19 protein-coding genes are annotated in these 20,323 nt (G+C 37.9%); 9 read left to right on the top strand and 10 right to left on the bottom strand.

The annotated features are described in order from the left end of the window. Nucleotides 1-23: 23 nt before the first annotated feature. The 5 genes from ESV24_RS08080 to ESV24_RS08060 all read right to left on the bottom strand — a co-directional run bounded on the left by ESV24_RS08080 (nucleotide 24) and on the right by ESV24_RS08060 (nucleotide 3,494). Nucleotides 24-746 carry an energy transducer TonB gene (locus ESV24_RS08080; RefSeq protein WP_146743122.1) on the bottom strand — a complete coding sequence of 241 codons (723 nt, stop codon included), beginning with the start codon at nucleotides 744-746 and terminating at the stop codon, nucleotides 24-26. 71 nt (nucleotides 747-817) lie between these two features. Continuing rightward, nucleotides 818-1,507 carry a tRNA pseudouridine(55) synthase TruB gene (gene truB / locus ESV24_RS08075; RefSeq protein ID WP_111814211.1) on the bottom strand — a complete coding sequence of 230 codons (690 nt, stop codon included), beginning with the start codon at nucleotides 1,505-1,507 and terminating at the stop codon, nucleotides 818-820. After that, the gene (locus ESV24_RS08070; protein WP_111814212.1) at nucleotides 1,507-2,292 is read right to left on the bottom strand and encodes an undecaprenyl-diphosphate phosphatase; all 786 of its coding nucleotides are present in this window, start codon (nucleotides 2,290-2,292) and stop codon (nucleotides 1,507-1,509) included. Before ESV24_RS08070 ends, truB begins: the two co-directional genes overlap by 1 nt. Then, a complete protein-coding gene (locus ESV24_RS08065; RefSeq protein ID WP_111814214.1) occupies nucleotides 2,292-2,555 on the bottom strand; it encodes a DUF3098 domain-containing protein in 264 nt (87 codons plus the stop codon). The genes ESV24_RS08070 and ESV24_RS08065 overlap by 1 nt, the downstream gene beginning before the upstream one ends. 60 nt (nucleotides 2,556-2,615) lie before the next feature. Beyond that, a complete protein-coding gene (locus ESV24_RS08060) occupies nucleotides 2,616-3,494 on the bottom strand; it encodes a cell division protein FtsX (protein WP_111814216.1) in 879 nt (292 codons plus the stop codon). Between the two features lie 114 nt (nucleotides 3,495-3,608). On the opposite strand from ESV24_RS08060, the gene ESV24_RS08055 reads away from it, so the two are divergent. From ESV24_RS08055 to ESV24_RS08045, 3 genes are all read left to right on the top strand, one after another. After that, complete coding sequence (locus ESV24_RS08055; protein WP_111814217.1) at nucleotides 3,609-4,487, top strand: UbiA family prenyltransferase; 879 nt, start codon at nucleotides 3,609-3,611, stop codon at nucleotides 4,485-4,487. Nucleotides 4,488-4,583: 96 nt separating this feature from the next. Next, nucleotides 4,584-8,171, top strand: a complete 3,588-nt coding sequence (locus ESV24_RS08050; protein ID WP_111814219.1) for a leucine--tRNA ligase — start codon at nucleotides 4,584-4,586, stop codon at nucleotides 8,169-8,171. A 53-nt stretch (nucleotides 8,172-8,224) separates the two neighbouring features. Next, nucleotides 8,225-8,914 (top strand): zinc metallopeptidase, encoded by a 690-nt coding sequence (locus ESV24_RS08045; protein ID WP_111814221.1) that lies wholly within the window; start codon nucleotides 8,225-8,227, stop codon nucleotides 8,912-8,914. A 65-nt stretch (nucleotides 8,915-8,979) separates the two neighbouring features. Here the strand turns inward: ESV24_RS08045 and ESV24_RS08040 are convergent, their stop codons facing one another. After that, entirely contained in the window at nucleotides 8,980-10,353 is a 1,374-nt protein-coding gene (locus ESV24_RS08040; protein WP_111814223.1) for a saccharopine dehydrogenase family protein, read from the bottom strand. A 71-nt stretch (nucleotides 10,354-10,424) separates the two neighbouring features. Between ESV24_RS08040 and ESV24_RS08035 the strand changes: the two genes are divergently transcribed. Together ESV24_RS08035 and pckA are read left to right on the top strand one after the other, a co-directional pair. Then, nucleotides 10,425-10,823 (top strand): DUF423 domain-containing protein, encoded by a 399-nt coding sequence (locus ESV24_RS08035; protein ID WP_111814225.1) that lies wholly within the window; start codon nucleotides 10,425-10,427, stop codon nucleotides 10,821-10,823. A gap of 70 nt (nucleotides 10,824-10,893) precedes the next feature. Then, nucleotides 10,894-12,495: a phosphoenolpyruvate carboxykinase (ATP) gene (gene pckA, locus ESV24_RS08030; protein WP_111814227.1), complete on the top strand. Its 1,602-nt coding sequence runs from the start codon at nucleotides 10,894-10,896 to the stop codon at nucleotides 12,493-12,495. 70 nt (nucleotides 12,496-12,565) lie between these two features. Here pckA and ESV24_RS08025 read toward each other — a convergent pair whose 3' ends face one another. Together ESV24_RS08025 and ESV24_RS08020 are read right to left on the bottom strand one after the other, a co-directional pair. Continuing rightward, nucleotides 12,566-13,315 (bottom strand): uroporphyrinogen-III synthase, encoded by a 750-nt coding sequence (locus ESV24_RS08025; protein ID WP_111814228.1) that lies wholly within the window; start codon nucleotides 13,313-13,315, stop codon nucleotides 12,566-12,568. 31 nt (nucleotides 13,316-13,346) lie between these two features. Further along, nucleotides 13,347-14,000 carry a DUF4271 domain-containing protein gene (locus ESV24_RS08020; protein ID WP_160110582.1) on the bottom strand — a complete coding sequence of 218 codons (654 nt, stop codon included), beginning with the start codon at nucleotides 13,998-14,000 and terminating at the stop codon, nucleotides 13,347-13,349. Nucleotides 14,001-14,115: 115 nt separating this feature from the next. Between ESV24_RS08020 and ESV24_RS08015 the strand changes: the two genes are divergently transcribed. The 3 genes from ESV24_RS08015 to ESV24_RS08005 all read left to right on the top strand — a co-directional run bounded on the left by ESV24_RS08015 (nucleotide 14,116) and on the right by ESV24_RS08005 (nucleotide 16,696). After that, nucleotides 14,116-14,865 carry a polyprenol monophosphomannose synthase gene (locus ESV24_RS08015; protein ID WP_111814232.1) on the top strand — a complete coding sequence of 250 codons (750 nt, stop codon included), beginning with the start codon at nucleotides 14,116-14,118 and terminating at the stop codon, nucleotides 14,863-14,865. Nucleotides 14,866-14,936: 71 nt separating this feature from the next. Beyond that, nucleotides 14,937-16,277 (top strand): dihydroorotase, encoded by a 1,341-nt coding sequence (locus tag ESV24_RS08010; protein ID WP_111814234.1) that lies wholly within the window; start codon nucleotides 14,937-14,939, stop codon nucleotides 16,275-16,277. Then, nucleotides 16,277-16,696 (top strand): DUF4296 domain-containing protein, encoded by a 420-nt coding sequence (locus ESV24_RS08005; RefSeq protein WP_111814236.1) that lies wholly within the window; start codon nucleotides 16,277-16,279, stop codon nucleotides 16,694-16,696. Before ESV24_RS08010 ends, ESV24_RS08005 begins: the two co-directional genes overlap by 1 nt. Here the strand turns inward: ESV24_RS08005 and ESV24_RS08000 are convergent. Next, nucleotides 16,688-17,698, bottom strand: coding sequence for an NAD-dependent epimerase/dehydratase family protein (locus ESV24_RS08000; protein ID WP_111814238.1), 1,011 nt, complete (start codon nucleotides 17,696-17,698; stop codon nucleotides 16,688-16,690). The two genes, ESV24_RS08005 and ESV24_RS08000, sit on opposite strands and share 9 nt — an antisense overlap. Before the next feature lie 178 nt (nucleotides 17,699-17,876). Here ESV24_RS08000 and tyrS point away from each other — a divergent pair, with 178 nt between their 5' ends. Continuing rightward, the gene (tyrS, locus tag ESV24_RS07995) at nucleotides 17,877-19,175 is read left to right on the top strand and encodes a tyrosine--tRNA ligase (RefSeq protein WP_111814240.1); all 1,299 of its coding nucleotides are present in this window, start codon (nucleotides 17,877-17,879) and stop codon (nucleotides 19,173-19,175) included. 166 nt (nucleotides 19,176-19,341) lie between these two features. Here the strand turns inward: tyrS and ESV24_RS07990 are convergent, their stop codons facing one another. After that, complete coding sequence (locus tag ESV24_RS07990; protein WP_111814242.1) at nucleotides 19,342-20,316, bottom strand: LuxE/PaaK family acyltransferase; 975 nt, start codon at nucleotides 20,314-20,316, stop codon at nucleotides 19,342-19,344. Nucleotides 20,317-20,323: the final 7 nt, after the last annotated feature.

The raw sequence follows: 20,323 nt of genomic DNA, 5'->3' as shown, positions 1-20,323 counted from the left end.
GCCTACTGATTACTGCGTACTTATTATTGTTGGCCTGGAAAGTTAAAAGTAATAGTTCCCAATTGTTTGCCTTTTGAAGCATCTGTATTAAACCGTGCTTGTTCGGCATAATCTAAAGCCGCATCAATCAAGCATTCATTGGAAGTGGAGGAAGCAGTTTTGTTGTATGAACTTTTAACTATTTTCCCTAGATTGCTTACTTCAATGTTTATCACCACCTTTCCAAAACCATAACATGTATACACAGGGTTGGGAAGCTCTATATCTTTTCGGTTTATTAATTGATAGCTTATCGTTGTATTCCTATTGCCACTTTTCACAACTGCATCGTTCTCTTTACCGCTTTCGCTATTAGAGAATTTCTTCTTTTTTTCCTTTACGGGTTTTGTTATAACCGAAGTTCCCGTGCCGTTATCATTTTTTGAATCTTCCATGGCATCGTTCATTTCCTGAAGTTTGCCCTCGGTGGTCTCAGTTATTTCTTGGTCGTCATTTTCTACGGAAGAGATGAAGTTTTCAGCTTCGTTATAAGCACGGTTGGTTTCAATTTTTACTTTTTCTGGGGTAAGCTCAGCAATGGCAAGATCTTCGGGCAGTAATTCCTCAGTTGCCATAACAACGTCATAGGTTTCTTCGTTGCTTTCTTCCTGTTCTTTGGAAAGTTTTACACTGAAAAGTAAAAGCACCAAACAGCCCGTAAGTAGGGAAGTTATGAGGAAAGCTCTGTATGAATAATTTAAATTCATTATTGCAAGTACCGAAATTTTCAGCAAAATTCCACAAAACTGTTGAAAATTAGGAGGGTATTGGCGTTATTTTAACTTGGGAGTGAGGCTTCAAAAGCATCAATCCCAATAGCATTTTGCACAGAAAATTTTCCAATTCGGGTTCTTCGCAAAGCAGAAAGATGGGCACCACTTTCTAAAGCTTTTCCAAAATCATTTGCTAGCGAGCGAATGTACGTCCCTTTACTGCAAACCACTCTGAAAGCAACATTTGGAAGCTCAATTTTCGTTATTTCAAATTCTGAAATGGTGACGGTTCTAAAGGGAATTTCAACTTCTTCACCGCTTCGGGCGAATTCATACAAGCGTTTTCCATCTTTTTTCAAAGCTGAAAAAATTGGGGGCTGTTGTTTTATTTCGCCCAAAAATAGTTTTGTAGCTTCATGTATTTTTTCTGAAGTAATTTTTGAAATGTCAAAAGTTTTATCAACTTCAGTTTCCAAATCGTAACTGGGCGTGGTTGCGCCCAAAGTGAATGTTCCCGTATATTCCTTTTCCTGCGCTTGAAAAGTATCTATTTTTTTTGTCAATTTTCCGGAACAAATAATCAAAAGCCCGGTAGCTAAAGGATCGAGAGTACCTGCGTGACCCACTTTTATTTTATTAATTCCGAAAGATTTTCTGATTAACCAACGCACTTTATTCACTGCTTGGAATGAAGTCCACTCCAATGGCTTGTCTATCAAAATTACTTGGCCTTCTTTGTAGTCTTCCGCAGTCATTAAATTACTGTAAGTTCTTGAATGAAAAAGTGAATTAATAAAACAGCGATTCCAGCAATAATGCGATAGTAGCCGAATATCTTAAAACCGTGTTTGCTCAAGTAGTTTATGAAAGATTTGATAGCGACTAAAGCCACGATAAAACCAATAACGTTCCCAATTATCAGTAAATTAACTTGTTCTGAAGAAAGCTGAAATCCTGCTTCGTAATAGTCATAACTTTTCTTTACCGTAGCTCCCAACATTGTTGGAATTGCCAAAAAGAAAGAAAATTCTGCAGCCACAGTTCTTGAAAGTTTCTGGCTCATACCACCTACAATGCTCGCACCACTTCGCGAAACGCCAGGGATCATTGCCAAACATTGAAAGAAACCAATTTTTAAAGCTGTTAAATATGAAATTTCAGTTTCTTCTCCATCGCCAAACCAATCGTCCACTTTTAAGAGAATAAATCCGCCAATAATTAAAGAAACCGCAACGGTAATTGGGTTTTCTAAAAGACTATCAATAAAATCGCTTAAAAGAAGTCCTAAAAATACCGCAGGAAGAAAAGCTACAAAAAGCTTGTAGTAAAAATCCATACTCTGAAAAAAACGTTTAAAGTATAACACCACAACGCTCATAATGGTTCCCAGCTGGATAACGATGGTAAAAAGCTTGGTAAAATCATCGCCAGCAATTCCAAAAAAGGAAGAGGCGATTATCATATGTCCCGTTGAAGAAACGGGTAAAAATTCGGTAAGTCCTTCAATAATTGCAAGAACGACGGCTTGTAATGTATCCACTAATTTTCTTCTTTGCTATCGGGTTTCAATAAAATGGCATACACTTCAATTGCAAAGCCTAAAAGCACGAGGGCTGGAGCTAAACGAATGCGGCGCCAATTGTAAATTTCAGGATTGAAAACGTTTGGATCGTCGCTTCCTCCTCCAGTCATCAAAATAAAACCAAGCGCAATAAAAACGACGCCTATGAGCATAAAAGTGTAATTTTTTCTCTCAAAAACAAATTCTGGTTTAAAATCCTCTTTTCGTTTTTTCTCTCCCATTATAAAAAGGTTACAGGTTACAAGTTCAAAGTTACAGGTTTCTAGTACCTAGATGAACGGTTAATAATACAAATCATCGGTGCGCAAATTTAAAAAACGTTGTGTAGCAATAAAAGTGCTGATCCAGGTTATTAAAACGCCCATCAAAAATATAATTGCAAAGAGCACTCCCAACAATACAGGATCGCTTAATAATTGAAGTTGTGGAAAGCTTTCGTTTAAGTAATAAAGAACTATGCCCATCCCAATCATAGCTACAATTGCTCCTACTATCCCCAGGCGGACACTTTTCCAAACAAAGGGTTTGCGAATAAATTTTTTAGTTGCGCCAACCATTTGCATCGTTTTTATAGTAAATCGTTTTGAATAAATAGAAAGTCGAATACTGCTGTTTATAAGCAACACAGCGATAAAGGTAAAAATTCCGCTAATTACTAAAACCCAAAAACTTATTCTTTGTACATTTTCAGTAAGCTGCGCGATTAAAGGTTTGTCATAAATTACATCATCAACAAAATTCTTGTTTTTCAGTTCGTTAGTTATTTCCTCCATTTTTTGTGGCGTAACGTAATCTGCCAAAATATAAACGTCTATGCTGTTTTGCAGTGGATTATCGCCCAAATATTCAATAAAATTCTCGCCCAAAGTTTCTTGGTGCTCCTTCGCTGCGTCTTCTTTCGAAACAAAATTTGCAGATTTTGTAAACTCTGCCAACGCGAGACTTTGCTTGAGTTGTGTAATTTCAACCTCTTTTGCAGTGTCTTTCAGAAAGACGGTAATTGCTATTTGTTCCTTAAAATAATCGGCTACTTTTTTTGAATTCAATACCAACAATCCCAACAATCCCAAGAGAAAAAGTACCAAAGAAATACTAATGACCACTGAAAAATAGGAAGAAATCAACCTGCGTTTTTGGTATTTTTCAAAAGAAGAACTCATAAGGTTTGCTAAATTTTGGCGTAAAAATACAAGTAATTTTGCATCTTGTGTTAAACAACGCTGAAAGTTTCCGATTTGTTATAATAAGATTAAATTTGAAGCGCCTTAAATTTAATTGCTACTATCAAGAATCTACTGAAAGCCCTAAAAATCTCCCGGCCGGGACTATGGTTTCCAACAATTTGGATTTATTTAGTCCCTTTTGGACTATCTTCAAATTTTTGGGAGAAGCCACTTTTCTGGGTTGGCCTCTTCTTTGTAACATTTCCATTGAATTTCTTAGTTTATGGCTTGAATGACTTTACCGATGGAAAGGCAGATTCATTAAACCCAAGGAAAGGAAATTATCTATTTGGAGCCAAACTAAGCAAAGAAAAATTGGCAAGCGTGCCGCGCAATATTTTTATTGTAATGGTACCTTTTCTAGCCTATTTCTCATATGTTGGGGGTGGTGAATTGTTTATTTTGCTTTTGTTTATGATTGTTATTAATATCATTTATAATTACAAACCTTTTCGCATTAAAGAGCGCCCACCATTCGAGATTTTAATGCAGGTTGGTTACGTTTTTACCGCACTTTTCAGTATTCTTTTGAACGATTTGGAAATGATTCCGTGGCAAACATTGCTTTATCTTTCACTATTTGCATTTCAGGCCCACATTGCTGGGGAAATAATGGACATAGAACCGGATAAATTGGCCAGAAAGAAAACTACAGCAGTTTTAATAGGAAGAAAAAAGGCAAAGTTTCTTATGCTTTTTCTGCTTTTATTTGAAGTGTACATCTTAAAATTTTGGTTTGATGATTGGGTGCTGTCGGGTTTTTTGTTTGCTTTTTCCTTGTGGCTTATTTTGGATATTTTCGTTTTTTTCAAAAACAAACCTTATACCGTAGCGCAAATGAAACTCTTCGGGATCGCTATTAATATTTCAGCAATCCTTTCAATGATTTGGGTACTTTATTCTGGAAATTTATTACATCCAAATTTTTAAATTATAGGGTTTTACTTCTTCAATAAACCTTAAATTTGTCCCCAAACTCCGAGGCTTCAGCGAAGGAGTTCATTTTTTTTACTTGAAATATCCATAATGAGCAAATATCACTTCAACGAAATAGAAGCAAAGTGGCAAAAGCATTGGGCCAAAAACCATACTTTTAAAGCTGAAAATTTAAGCGAAAAACCAAAATATTACGTGTTGGATATGTTTCCATATCCCTCCGGAGCCGGTCTACACGTTGGGCATCCGCTTGGTTATATTGCTAGTGATGTTTATGCAAGATTTAAACGCCATCAAGGTTTCAATGTTTTGCACCCCATGGGTTATGACTCTTTCGGACTTCCTGCGGAACAATATGCAATCCAAACTGGGCAACACCCAGCCGAAACCACAAAGGTGAATATTGAAGGCGGCGTGGATAAAAACGGAAACGAGATAGAAGGCTACCGTAAACAATTGGATAGAATTGGGTTTTCATTTGATTGGAGCCGCGAAGTGCGAACTTCAAATCCCGAATATTATAAATGGACGCAGTGGATTTTCTTACAGCTTTTTGAAAGTTGGTACGATAAAGACTCTGATAAAGCACGCTCCATTGAAGAGCTGCGAAGTATTTTTTCTTCGGAAGGAAATATCCACATAAACGCAGCCTGCGATGAAGGAATTGCACATTTTACTGCTTCCGAATGGCTTGAGTTTTCAGAAATCCAAAAACAAGAAATCCTTTTAAAATACAGATTAACCTATTTAGCCGAAACCGAAGTGAATTGGTGTGCACAATTAGGCACCGTTTTGGCAAATGACGAAATAGTAAATGGCGTTTCCGAACGCGGTGGCTATCCCGTGATCCGAAAAAAGATGAAACAGTGGAGTATGCGCATTACCGCCTACGCCCAACGCTTGCTAGATGGACTTGATAAAATAGACTGGCCGCAACCGCTTAAAGATTCGCAGACCAACTGGATTGGGCGCTCGAAGGGAGCGATAGTAGAATTCAAAGTCCTACCCCCGGCCCCTTCCAAAGGAAGGGGAGATGTGAACGTCTCAACAGATTCCAAAGGAAGAGGAGCTGAGAGCGCGGGTTATTTGACGGGAAATTCTGCTATAATCGGAACATTGCTTTCCCGTGCTAAGGAGATGCGTAAAAATCCAACAAAAGCGGAATCTATATTATGGAACGAATTACGCACAAAAAAAGTAGGCTATAAATTCCGCCAACAACATCCAATCGATAATTATATCGTTGATTTTGTTTGTCTTTCCAAAAGATTAATTATTGAAGTTGACGGCGAAATTCATCAATATCAACTTGAAAAAGATGGAGAACGGGAATTGCTTTTAAAAGAAAAAAAAGGGTTTAAAATTCTACGATTTACTAATAATGAGGTCATAAATAATTTACAAAAAGTAGTATCAAAAATTGAATCAACATTAAAAGTCCTCCCTACGGGGGAGGATTTAGGTGGGGACTTTTTAGAGCATTTAGAACAGGTCTCAATCCCCCCTTTGGGGGCAAGGGGGACAATCCCAGTTTTTACAACACGTCCCGATACTATCTTCGGGGTAAGTTTTATGGTTTTGGCGCCAGAGCACGATTTAGTTTCAAAAATCACAACTTCGGAACAAAAAGAAGCTGTTGAAAATTATGTGGAAGCCACCGCAAAACGAAGCGAGCGCGAAAGAATGGCCGATGTAAAAACCATTACTGGCGTTTTCACAGGTGCTTATGCGGAACATCCTTTTACGGGTGATTCCCTTCCGGTTTGGATTGGCGATTACGTTTTGGCTGGCTACGGAACGGGCGCAGTAATGAGCGTTCCCTGCGGCGATCAGCGTGATTATGATTTTGCAAAACATTTTAAGATACCAATTCCGAATATATTTAAGGATGCAGATATTTCTGAGGAAGCATATTCCGATAAGGAAAATACAACCATCACGAACAGCGATTTTTTAAATGACCTAAGCTATTCCGCAGCTACCGAAAAAATAATCGCTGCCTTTGAAGAAAAAGGTGTTGGCGAAGGCAAAATAAATTACCGTTTGCGCGATGCCGTTTTTAGTCGCCAGCGTTATTGGGGCGAGCCGTTCCCGATTTATTACAAAGACGGAATGCCGCACGCAATCCCCACGGAATGTTTGCCATTGCGACTTCCCGATGTTGAAAAATATTTACCAACCGAAGAAGGCGAACCACCTTTGGGCCGAGCTGAAAAATGGCACTGGGATGAAAGAACTAGGGAGGTTGTCTCCCCTCCTTTGGAGGGGTCGGGGGAGGACATTTTTCCTCTTGAACTAAACACAATGCCAGGTTGGGCTGGAAGTAGTTGGTACTTTTTCCGATATATGGAATCCGGAAAAACTGAAAGTGATAGCAAGCGCGACGAAGTTTTTGCTTCAAAAGAAGCGTTAAACTATTGGAAAAATGTGGATTTATACATTGGTGGAAGCGAGCACGCCACCGGCCATTTGTTGTACAGCCGTTTTTGGGTAAAATTTATGCACGACCGCGGTTTTGCGCCAGTGGAAGAACCTTTCAAAAAGCTGATAAATCAAGGGATGATTTTGGGGGAGAGTGCTTTTGTTTATCGAGTTACTTTGGCCTCCGGAAATGTAAAAGAAGATAATTCTGAAACTATTGAAATATTAAAAAAAATTCCAAATTTCTTTATATCATATAATATTTTAAGGGAAAAAGGACAAGTTCAAAATGGACTATTGTCCACAATTAGTTTACGAAATAAATTATTAAGTATTATACGCGAACAATCAAGAGATGTTTCGGAAGATTTTTTAAGCCAATTAGTACCCTTTATTAATGATTTGCATGTAGATGTGTCTTTGGTAAATATTCATAATGAATTAGATATTGAAGCATTTCGAAATTCAAGAGAAGAATATAAAGAGGCTATTTTTATTTCAGAAAAAGGAATAGAAATAAATAATAATAATGAAAAATATATTGTTTCCCGCGAAGTAGAAAAAATGTCCAAAAGCAAATACAATGTGGTAAATCCCGACGATATTTGCGAGCAATACGGAGCCGATACTTTAAGATTATACGAAATGTTTCTCGGTCCACTGGAGCAAGCAAAACCTTGGAATACCGCCGGAATTACGGGCGTGCACGGTTTCCTAAAAAAACTTTGGAAACTCTATCATTCTGGACCGGATGAAAGTTTTTACGTAACTGACTCCCCTCCTTCGGAGGGGCAGGGGGAGGACTTGAAAACGCTTCATAAAACAATTAAAAAAACGCAGGAAGATATTGAGAATTTCAGTTTCAATACTTCGGTTTCGTCTTTTATGATTGCGGTAAATGAACTTACTGCGCAAAAATGTAATTCAAAAGATGTTTTGGAGCCGTTGGCAATTCTTATTTCGCCTTATGCGCCACACATTGCTGAGGAACTTTGGCGGAAACTGGGACATTCAGAAAGTATTTCCACAGCACCTTTCCCAAAATTTGAGGAGAAGTATTTAGTGGAGAGCAGCAAGGAATATCCAATCTCTTTTAACGGAAAAATGCGTTTTACGCTCGAACTTCCGCTTGATTTAAACAAAGATGAAATAGAAACTGCCGTAATGGCACACGAGAAAACAGCCCAGTATTTGGAGGGACGCACGCCGAAAAAGGTAATTATTGTGCCTGGAAAAATTGTAAATATCGTAGGCTAAAAACTTGCACACTTTTTGATTAAATTTGAAGTAAGAATTTTAAAATAAAAAACATGTTTGGATACTATATAGTTGCAGGAATTATCTTTTTGGTGAGTTGGTACGTAAGCAACAAACTAAAGAAAAAGTTTAAAGAGTACAGCAAAATCCACCTTCAGAATGGAATGAGCGGAAAGGAAATTGCAGAAAAGATGCTGGCAGATAATGGCATTACCGATGTTCAGGTGATTTCCGTTCCTGGCCAACTGACGGATCATTACGACCCTACAAAGAAAACAGTGAATTTGAGCGAACCCGTTTATATGCAACGCAACGCCGCAGCTGCAGCCGTTGCTGCCCACGAATGTGGACACGCGGTACAGCACGCTACAGCTTACAGTTGGTTGAAATTACGTTCCACTATTGTTCCGGCGGTAAGCGTTTCCAGTAAACTCTCCAATTTTGTGATAATGGCAGGTATCATTCTATTCGCAATGGGAACGGCTATTGGTACTTGGATTTTCGGAGTTGGAATTATACTTTTTGCAGTAACAACCGCCTTTGCCTTTATTACACTACCTGTAGAATTTGATGCTAGCAAACGCGCATTAGTCTGGTTGGAAAGCAGTAACATGGTTACGCCACAGGAGCATGAAGGAGCAAAGGACGCACTAAAATGGGCAGCTAGAACCTATGTGGTTGCAGCGCTCGGCTCTTTAGCTACCTTATTATATTTCATCTCCATATTCTTGGGAAGAAGATAAAAAAAATTGACAATTTCTGATATAAAAAAGCCCGCAAATTCGCGGGCTTTTTTAAATTCTAACATCTAACCAAGATGAAGATTCTCCGGATTATATCCCAAATATTCCACTTCTTCTTCCCTGAAAATTACTCCGTTTTCTTCAAGTTCTTTTAGAATAGGCTCATAAACCTCTTTAGCGATTGGACGTTGTACTCCAGGCGTTGTAATTTCACCATTTAGAATTTTTATAGATGCAATGGCCACTGGCAGTCCAACGGTTTTTGCCATAGCGGTGTGGGTCTGGTCCTCCCCAATCAATGCCATATGGCTATCAATTTGGTGTTTTTTTCCATCCAATTCGTAACCAAATTTGTGGTACATTACTATCATATCCTTATCTTCTGACGCTAATGTCCATTTGTCTTCCAGTATTTTCTGAAGTGCCATGGCTGGTGTTGCATTCTTAACGCCAATGGTTTTTTGCGTATTAAAAAGATCTAGTTCCTCCAATTTTTCCCACATCAAATCATCTTGATCGATTTTTAGGGCATAGCGAAGTTTAAGCTCAACAGAATCCGTTGGGGAATAGGCCAAAAATAAGTTTACGAACTCACGATACGTAAGGTTTTCAGAATCTGGGATGGTATAGGTGTCATCGGTCATTCCCAATTGAACAAACATATTCCAAGCCTTGCTAAAGCCGACTCTTCTGATGGTTCCACGATATAGGGTAAGAATATTTTCGAGTCCGTAAACGGATTGGTATTGTAGGGAGTTTCTATTTGCTAATACTTCAAATTTGCCATAACCTTCAATGTTGATAAACTCAGTTCTTCGGAAAAGTCTGTGATAAGGAATGTATTTAAATTTCCCTTCCTGTATAAATTCGGCAGCACCACCCTGCCCAGCCAAGATCACGTTACGGGGATTCCAAGTAAATTTATAATTCCACAGATTGTCATCACTTTCCGGGGCGATCAAACCACCGCAGAAAGATTCAAAAAGTAGCATTTTGCCACCTTTCGCCCGTATTCTGTCTATTACTTGCATCGCGCTCATATGATCTACTCCGGGGTCAAGGCCAATTTCATTCATAAAAATCAGTCCTTTTGATTCTGCTTTGTGGTTAAGCGCTTGCATTTCGTTGCTCACATAAGATGCTGTAACCATATGCTTTCCAAACTCGAGACAATCTCGAGCCACTTCAATATGATAGCGCGCGGGTAGCATAGAAATAACCAAATCACTATTTTCAACAGCTTCCTTTCTTTGCAAATCATTAAAAACGTCGAGCATAATGCCACGGGCATTTGGGTGGTCTGCGGTGAATTTTTGAGCAGATTGTATTGAAATATCGCCAATGGTTATAAAGAGGTCTTCCTTTTCACTTTTGTCCAGTAAATAACGGATTAAACTTGTGGCAGATCTTCCTGCGCCTATAATTAATATGTTTCTCATTGGGAGAGTTTTTTGTTAACTTTGAGGATAGATTTTGTAAAGGACGAAATTACTAATTCCAAATTTTAAAAATGACGGTTTTTGATAAAAATATGGTCACAACGGCTTCTTTTCTTACAGCTGTTACTATAGCAATTGGTGCTTTTGGAGCACACGGTTTAAAGAATATCGTAGATGCTTCTGCACTCATAACTTTCGAAACTGGAGTGCGTTACCAAATGTATCACTGCCTTGGTATTTTGGTTTTGGGAATGGCGCCTTTAATTTCAGAAAAGATAAAGAAAACCGTGTTTTGGCTTTTTATAGCGGGCATAATTCTTTTTTCAGGATCTATTTATTTGCTCGCACTAAATGCTGTCTTACCATTTAACTCGGCGAAAATTGGTTTTATAACCCCAATAGGGGGATTCTTGTTCATAATAGGCTGGATTTGGCTGGCGTATTCATTGCTTTCGTTAAAGAAGCAATAAATGTTTTTTATATTTTCCTCAATCTCTCTAAGATTTCCTACTTTTGTACTCTACAAAATTTAAAAAAGGTATGGTCGATAAAAACCAAGCTACGAAAACGATTTCTGTTGATGAATATGGAATCAAAAATGCAAAAGTTAAATATCAACTTTCTTCTGAAGAGCTTCACAATGAGACACTGCGAAAAGGACAGGGGACAGAAGCCGCTAGCGGCGCCTTGGCAGTAAATACGGGAGAATTTACCGGAAGATCCCCAAAAGATAGATTTATTGTAAAAGACGATATTACGCGCGACAAGGTGTGGTGGGGGAATATAAACATTTCGTTTCCGCCAGATATGTTTGACAGGCTTTATGACAAGGTTGCTGATTATCTTTCAGAGAAAGAAATATACGTGCGCGATAGCTATGCTTGCGCCGATGAAAAGTACAAGCTAAATATTCGAGTGATTACCGAAACTCCTTGGTCAAATATGTTTGCCTATAATATGTTTCTTCGTCCCACAGAGCAAGAATTAGCTTCTTTTGATCCAGAATGGCTTATCGTGAATGCTCCTGGTTTTATGGCAGATCCAGAGGTAGATGGTACGCGGCAGCATAACTTCGCGATTTTGAACTTCACTAAAAAAATTGCTTTAATTGGTGGTACTGGTTACACGGGCGAGATTAAAAAAGGAATTTTCTCAGCGCTTAATTTTATACTCCCTGTTGATAAAAACACAATGCCAATGCACTGTTCCGCAAACGTGGGCGATGATGGCGAAACAGCTATTTTCTTTGGCCTTTCGGGAACGGGAAAAACAACGCTTTCTGCAGACCCCGATCGTAAATTGATAGGTGATGACGAACACGGATGGACCGCAGATAACAAAATCTTCAATTTTGAAGGCGGTTGTTACGCCAAGGTTATAAACCTTTCTGAAGAAAATGAACCAGACATTTACAATGCAATAAAGCAAGGTGCTATTCTCGAAAATGTTGTAATGAACGAAAACGGTGAAGTTGATTTTGCTGATACTTCCATCACACAGAATACCCGTGTAAGTTACCCAATTTACCATATCAATAATATTCAAGAGCCATCAATTGGTCACAACCCTAAAAATATTTTCTTTTTAACGGCAGATGCTTTTGGTGTTTTGCCTCCTATTTCAAAATTGACTCCGGGGCAAGCTGCGTATCACTTTATTAGTGGTTACACGGCGAAAGTTGCCGGTACCGAAGAAGGAATTAATGAACCCACGCCAAACTTCTCAGCTTGTTTCGGCGCACCATTCATGCCGCTTCACCCTACGGAGTATGCTGAAATGTTGAGTAAAAAGATGAAAGATTCTGGCGTTAATGTTTGGTTGATAAACACCGGCTGGACCGGCGGTCCTTATGGTGTGGGTAGCCGGATGAAATTGAAATATACCCGCGCAATGATTGCTGCTGCTTTGGAAGGAAAACTAAAAGACGTTGAGTTTGAGAGACATCCAATTTTCAATCTGATGATGCCAAAATCCTGTCCCAATGTGCCTTCAGAAATATTGAACCCAAAGGAAACTTGGAAGAACAAAAAAGCGTATGATATTCAAGCTAAAGAATTGTCGAACTCTTTCAAAGAGAACTTTGCGAAGTTTGAAACTTATGCTAATGATGAAATTCTAGCAGGAGCTCCTGCTTCAGAATAGTTTCTGAAAATACCCATAAAGAAAAAGGCTTGCCAATTGGCAAGCCTTTTCTAATTGCAATTAATCCATATTATTTTTTACCATTCACCTCTTTAATGTACTTTTCCAAAGCCATCGTCATAGAAGGAGTTTCAGGAGTTGGAGCTTGAATGTCTACGCGCAGGCCTTCGTCAGTAGCCGCTTTTACCGTTGTGTTTCCGAATACAGCAATGCGCGTTTCTTTTTGTTCAAAATTTGGAAAGTTTTCTAAAAGCGATTGAATTCCGCTTGGGCTGAAAAATACCAAGATATCGTAATAAACATCGCGAAGATCCGAAAGATCGCTTATCACCGTTCTATAAAAAGTGGCTTCTTTCCAATCTACTTTCAATTCGTTAAGAACAAGTGGCACTTCAGGTTTTAGTTTATCTGAAGTTGGAAGCAGAAATTTTTCGTTTTTGTATTTTTTGATTAGTGGTGCAAGTTCAGAAAAGGTCCTCTTGCCCACATAAATCTTTCTTTTCCTGTAAACTACATACTTTTGAAGGTAATAAGCAACGGCTTCACTTAAACAAAAATATTTCATTGAGTCCGGAACTTTAAAACGAAGCTCTTCAGCAATTCTAAAATAATGGTCCACAGAGTTTCGGCTGGTAAGAATTATGGCCGTATAATTTGCAAGATCAACCTTTTGGGTCCGGACGTCTTTGCCTGAAACGCCCTCAACATGAATGAAAGGGCGGAAATCTATTTTTACCTTTTGTCTTTCAATTAAATCGAAATAAGGCGAATTTTCAATTTTAGGCTCGGGCTGGGAAACCAAAATAGTTTTCACTTTCATAAATAGTCCTGATTTTATTAAATATTACGACTTAAACAAAGCTTTTGTAAAGGATAATATAGGGTGAAATTTCAAGTGCGCAAAGATACAAAATAAAATAGAAGAAATTGCTCAATATCAATTTTCCGTTTTTCTTATAACTGTAAAGCAGTGCAATAGCGTTTAAGGTCAATAAAATTCCACCAAAAGCGATCAATGATGATGCGTTGGGAGGATAGATGTAAAGAAAGAAAAGGTTACCAGCAAAAAATAAAATACCCAGAAAGTTGCGATAGCTCAATTTTTGATATAAATAGTTGTTAATAACCGCATCCATTGAAAAAATATTTGCCACAATTTTTTCCAAAGAAAATTTTATCAAAACGAATACATTATAGGCGGTACAAATTTGAATGTAAAGCCATTTATTGTTTTGAACCTCAGAGGGATTAAAAACTTGAAAAAGCAAAAAAACAAATATGGAAACACAAATAATCTGCACCACAAAAAGCATCATGTTGAAGGGATGGTTCAATTCATCATTTTTGCCGTGCACAAAAAAGTATTGGTTGGTTAACGGCAGCATGGAAAATTCCTGAAATCTTTTTGGGTAATAATATTTAGCCAACGCAAATATAACGAAGCAGCCAAGCAACAAATAAGTAGCCCAATCGGTTGATTCTATAAGTCTTTGGCTGAAGTCCACCTTTATTTTTTTTGGCAAAGGTACAGTAAAATAAATTTCTTTTTTGAGACGGGAATTAGATTTTACTTCACATTTATTTATTCAAAAAAGGGTACATTTGCGCTAAAATAGGAGTATGTCCAAGGCGGTAGTAGTTGTGCCAACCTACAATGAAATTGAAAACATAGAGCGATTGCTGCGCACGGTTTTTTCATTGCAACGTGAGTTTCACGTTTTGGTTGTGGACGATAACTCTCCTGACGGGACCGCAACTGTTGTTGAAGCCAATTTTGATACATATCCCGAAAAACTTTTCATATTGAAAAGAGCCGAAAAAAAAGGCTTGGGAACAGCGTACATTGCCGGTTTTAAGTGGGCGCTAGAAAAGGAGTACGATTACATTTTTGAAATGGATGCCGATTTTTCGCACAATCCAAACGATCTTATCCGCTTGTTTAACGCCTGCCATAAAGAAGGAAATGACTTGGCTATAGGCTCGCGCTATGTGAAAGGCGTAAATGTGGTAAACTGGCCAATGAGCAGGGTTTTAATGTCGTGGCTTGCTTCAAAATATGTGCGGTTTGTAATGGGGATGGATATTTATGATACCACTGCTGGATTTATTTGTTACAGACGCAATGTGCTGGAGAAAATAAACTTGGACAACATTCGTTTTGTTGGCTACGCTTTTCAGATTGAGATGAAGTTTAAGGCCTACATCAACAAATTCAAAATTAAAGAAGTACCGGTAATCTTCACAGACCGCACAAAAGGAGAATCTAAGATGAGCTCGGGCATTATTTCTGAAGCTATTTTTGGAGTTATTGCAATGAAATTTAAAAGTGTATTTAACAGAAAGAGATTTAATGAAACATCATTTCATTAAATTTTAATGAAGAGTGGAATATTGTAGCAAGATGTTCCATTTGTCCTTAAAAAAAAGAATATAATAGACAAATGAAAGCAGTTTTAATTAAGAACGCAAATATTGTAAATGAAGGAAAAATTGTAAAAGGCGACGTTTTGGTACAAGACGGTCGCATTGCAGAAATTTCCGAAACAATTAGTGCAAAATCTTCCGACACGAAAGTTATTGATGCTGACGGAAGCTATTTAATGCCCGGAATGATTGATGACCAAGTTCATTTTCGCGAACCGGGACTTACCCACAAGGCTGATATTGAGTCCGAGTCAAAGGCTGCTGTGGCAGGCGGAATTACTTCTTTTATTGAAATGCCTAATACCATTCCACAAGCTACGACGATTGAATTGCTTGAAGATAAATTTGACATTGCTGCCAAAACCTCGTGGGCAAACTACTCCTTTATGTTTGGCGGAACCAATGATAATATTGACGAAATCCTGAAAGTTGATCCACAAAAAGTTGCGGGGATAAAATTATTTTTAGGTTCTTCTACAGGAAATATGCTGGTGGACAACCCTAAAGTTTTAGAAGAAATTTTCAGCAAAACTAAGTTACTCATTTCAGCGCATTGCGAAGATGAAGCAACAATAAAACAAAATCTTGAAAAATATAAAGCGGAATACGGGGAAGATATACCCATGGAGCTTCATCCAATAATACGAAGTGAGGAGGCTTGTTATATTTCTTCTTCAAATGCGATAAAACTTGCAAAAAAAACGGGTGCCCGACTTCACGTTTTTCATCTTTCAACAGAAAAGGAAACGCATCTTTTCAGCAATAATAAACCGCTAGCAGAAAAGCAGATTACCGCAGAGGTTTGTATTCATCACCTTTGGTTTACTGACGAAGATTACAAAACAAAAGGGTCAAAAATAAAATGGAACCCGGCGGTAAAAACCCAAAATGATAGAGACGGATTGCTAAAGGCGCTTTTGGATGACCGAATAGATGTAATTGCAACAGACCATGCGCCGCATACTTTGGAAGAAAAAAACAATAAATACTTGAATGCGCCCTCGGGAGGGCCATTGGTACAACACGCTTTAGTTGCACTTTTGGAATTGTACCACAAGGGAAAAATTACCTTGGAAAAAATTGTTGAGAAGTTTGCACACAATCCTGCTATCTTGTTTCAAATAAAGGAGCGCGGCTACATAAGAAAAGGTTACAAAGCCGATTTGGTTTTGGTAGATTTAAATTCGCCCTGGACTGTAAAAAAAGAGAACCTGCTTTACAAATGTCAATGGTCGCCGTTTGAAGGTACTATCTTCAAATCGCGCGTTACACATACTTTGGTAAACGGAGTTGTGGTTTATGAAAACACGAAATTCGCGAATAAAAGCAATCCTGAAAGACTTACCTTTAATAGATAATGAAACACGCGGCCTTTCTTTTTATGTTGATGTTAAGTTTTTTTGGCTGCCAAAATGTTGAACTACCCAAAAAACCAGAAAACCTTATTCCGAAGGACCAAATGGTAGATATACTCACAGAAACCTATATGTCCAACGCCGCCAGAAGTGTAAACAACCAAACTATTATTGACAAAGGCATAAAGATGGATTCTTTAATCTATAATAATTTTGGGATAGACAGTCTTCAATTTGCAAATAGCAATGCCTACTATGCGGCTGATATAAATAGTTATATGGATATTTTTCAAAAAGTTGAGGCCAGATTGACTACAATGCAGAAAAAAATGGATAGTATTCGCGAAATGGAAAAAATTGGAAATGATACTATTGGTGAGAAAAATGTAAGCGTGGAGCCAATAAGAGATAGTTTAATTTGATGAGTTTTTACGCTCGTTGGCAACTCTTTCGAGTGTTTCTGTTGTAGGTGTAAAAGTAAAATCAAGAGCTTTCTTAAGCTTTGATGTTTCATAAAAAGATGTTTTGAACATAGAGCGAACCGTGGCTTTTACAATTCTTCTTTTTGTATTGAAAAGTTTGTTCGAGAGCCAATCTATTCCGCTAAAAAAAAACATGAAACCTTTTGATAGTTTTATAGTCGGTGGTTTTTTGCCGAAGTGTAGCGCTAATTTCGAAAGTATTTCTTGGTAAGTTACATTTTCACCAACCAAGATGAATTGTTCATTTTTTATTTCAGAATCCATTAGTAGTATCATTGCTCTTACAACGTCTGTAACATCCACAATTCCCATTGCTCCCGAAGGATAAAAAGGAATGCCGCTTGCACCTAGCGCAATAATTACACCGCTTCCGCCGCCATCTGGCGATGTGCCTAAAATAACTCCCGGGTTTACAATTACTGCATCAAGACCTTCCTGAGTACCACGCCACACTTCCATTTCGGCGCCGTATTTTGTAATGGCATAAACACTATTTTTTTGGTCTGGATTCCAAGGTGTTTCTTCGTTAATTAGTTTGTTGTTGAGGCTATTTCCGAATGTTGAAACTGAACTCACATAGCATAATTTTTCAACTCGGTTCGCAAGGCAAATATTCACAATATTTGCGGTGCCTTCCTGATTTACTTTCTTTAAGATTGAATATTTTGAAGGGTCAAAACTGATGAATGCCGCGCAATGGTATACTTTGGTAATATCCTTAAATGCTACCGACAGTGCGGTAACATCGGTAACATTTGCTTCAATCCATTCAATTTTTTTGAAAAGAGCATTTACTTCAGAAGTATAAAGCGAAAAAACTTTTTTCACAGACTGTAAGTCACTGCCTTTTCTGTGAATTGCGCGCACGCTTGCATTTTCTTTCAACAGAAAATATAAGAGGTGCGAGCCCACCAAGCCTGTGCCGCCAGTTACTAATATCATAAAGCGAAAATACTGAAATTGAAATCGATTCCGATAGCTATCTCGACAAAATCGAAATACATTGAAAGCCTACTTAAGATTGATTATTGAACATTGATTATTGAATCTTTATAGGAGAACGCTATCTTTGCATCCTCAAACTCCAAAGCCTTATAGGCGGAGTAAAAATTTTATAAAAATGAAGCTGAAAAATTTCGTTGAAGAATTACAATGGCGCGGTATGATACACGATGTAATGCCCGAAACAGAAGAACACCTTATGGAAACCATGCGTTCTGCATATGTGGGTTTTGACCCAACGGCAGATTCGCTGCATATTGGCAATTTGGTTCCTATTATGCTTCTGTCATTCTATCAACGCAGTGGGCACAGGCCAGTTGCTTTGGTTGGCGGTGCTACAGGAATGATTGGAGATCCTTCAGGCAAAAGTGCCGAACGAAACCTTCTTGATGAGGCTGCATTGCGCCACAACCAAGAATGTGTAAAAAACCAACTTTCACAGTTTTTGGATTTTTCTTCAGGTGTTGAAAACCAGGCTGTTTTAGTGAACAATTATGATTGGATGAAGGAGTTCTCTTTTCTGGATTTCATCAGAAGTATTGGTAAGCACATTACTGTAAACTATATGATGGCGAAAGATTCTGTGAAAAGCCGTTTGAGTGGCGAAAGTGCGGATGGTTTGTCTTTTACAGAATTTACTTATCAATTAATTCAGGGATACGATTTTCTTCACCTTTACAGAAATTTGAACTGTACGCTACAAATGGGCGGCAGCGATCAATGGGGAAATATTACAACAGGAACCGAATTAATAAGAAGAGTTGATGCTGGAAAAGGCTATGCACTTACCTGCCCTTTGATTACAAAAAGCGACGGAAGTAAGTTTGGAAAAAGCGAAGGAGGAAACGTGTGGCTAGATGCCAACCGAACTTCACCTTACAAATTCTACCAATATTGGCTAAACACCAGCGACGACGACGCTGAAAAGTATATCAAGATATTTACTTTTCTTGATAAAACAACTATAGAAAAGTTGGTAACAGAGCACAAAGAAGCACCACATATGCGCTTGCTTCAAAAACGTTTGGCGCAGGAAGTAACAACTACGGTCCATAGCGCTGAAGAGTTTGAAAAGGCCGTAAAAGCTTCTGAAATTTTGTTTGGAAATTCCACTTCCGAAGATTTGAAAACACTGGACGAAAAAACGTTTCTCGATGTTTTTGAAGGAGTGCCGCAAGCGGAAATTTCAAAAGAAGAAATAGAGGAAGGAGTTGATATTATTGGAGCATTAGCTGAAAAAACAGGCTTTTTGAAATCTAATGGGGAAGCCCGTCGTGCCTTAAAAGAAAATTCAATTTCTGTAAATAAGGAAAAAGTTACTGACGATTTTACCGTTTCAAACAGCGATTTAATCAATGGACAATTTGTATTGTTGCAGCGTGGCAAGAAGAACTACTTTATTATAAAAGCAGTTTAGTCATAACTATTATAAACAAAAAAAATCCCCGGCAAAGTTTGCACGGGGATTCTTCAATTAACTAACCAACCAAATTATGAAAAATCATCACTTTTTCATAATGGTTTGGTCGGGCATTTATCCAATAACTTACGTTGAAATTCAGCGCATTGTGTTAAACATTTCCCTATAAAACCATCAGGTTACAACCACGAATATCACTACTATCAAAACGGCCTAAAATCTCAAAAGTTCCATCTGCAAAGGTTTTTCCTAAATCTTGTGTGGCGATAAAGGAACACGAATAAAGATTTGCCAAGTCAATAACATTTATTCCACCAGTTTTTCCGAAAGTATAGGATAGTGCATCTTCGGTGTCGCGTGTTAAAATCTTCATCCACGGTGGGCATTTGAAGATTCCATCACCCCCGGAATAGGCTTGCGAGAGCAGTTCGGTCATTCCGTATTCACTGTGAATTTTATCAACCCCGAAACCTTTCTTTAAAATTTCGTGCAGTTCTTCTTTTATCATTTCTTTTCGGCGGCCTTTCATTCCGCCAGTTTCCATTACAATTGTATTTTTTAGCTGAAAGTTTCTTCTTTCAATTAAATCTAGTAGCGCGTAGGATACTCCAATAAGCAATGTTTTTTCGCCACTTTTTTCTAGCATTTCCAACTTCTCAATCAAAGCATCCATTTCATATAAATAGAACCCGCTATTTGAATTGTTGCTTTCTTCAATCAGCTTTTCAACCATATAAATTAAAGAGGAGCCTTCGCGTTCCAAATAAGATGGAAGCAATGCTAGAATTTTAAGATTTTTTGGTTCGCCGTATTGTTTGGTAAATGCTTTTTGAAAACTCTCTTCGTAAATTTTTAAGTCGGTCACAAAATGTTTGCTGGTAATGCTACCAGTAGTTCCGCTACTTGTAAAGATGGTTTCTTCGGTAAAATCTTTGGCAATAACTTTATGGTTTTTGAAGAATTGAACAGGAAGAAAAGGGATGTCAATAATTGATTTTACTTCGGAAATATTTGTACTCAAAAGATTGCAAAAATCTTTGTAAACCGAGACATTTTCATATTGAAAACGGAATACTTCAATAGCTATTCGCTCAAAATCTTCAGAATTTTTAATATTAAAAATGTTCTTTTCCAGCATATTTTTC

Origin of the sequence: Aequorivita lipolytica, assembly GCF_007997135.1 — a bacterium.
In the GTDB taxonomy this organism is placed as follows: Bacteria; Bacteroidota; Bacteroidia; order Flavobacteriales; family Flavobacteriaceae; genus Aequorivita; species Aequorivita lipolytica.
This window is presented reverse-complemented; position numbering and strand designations above follow the sequence as displayed.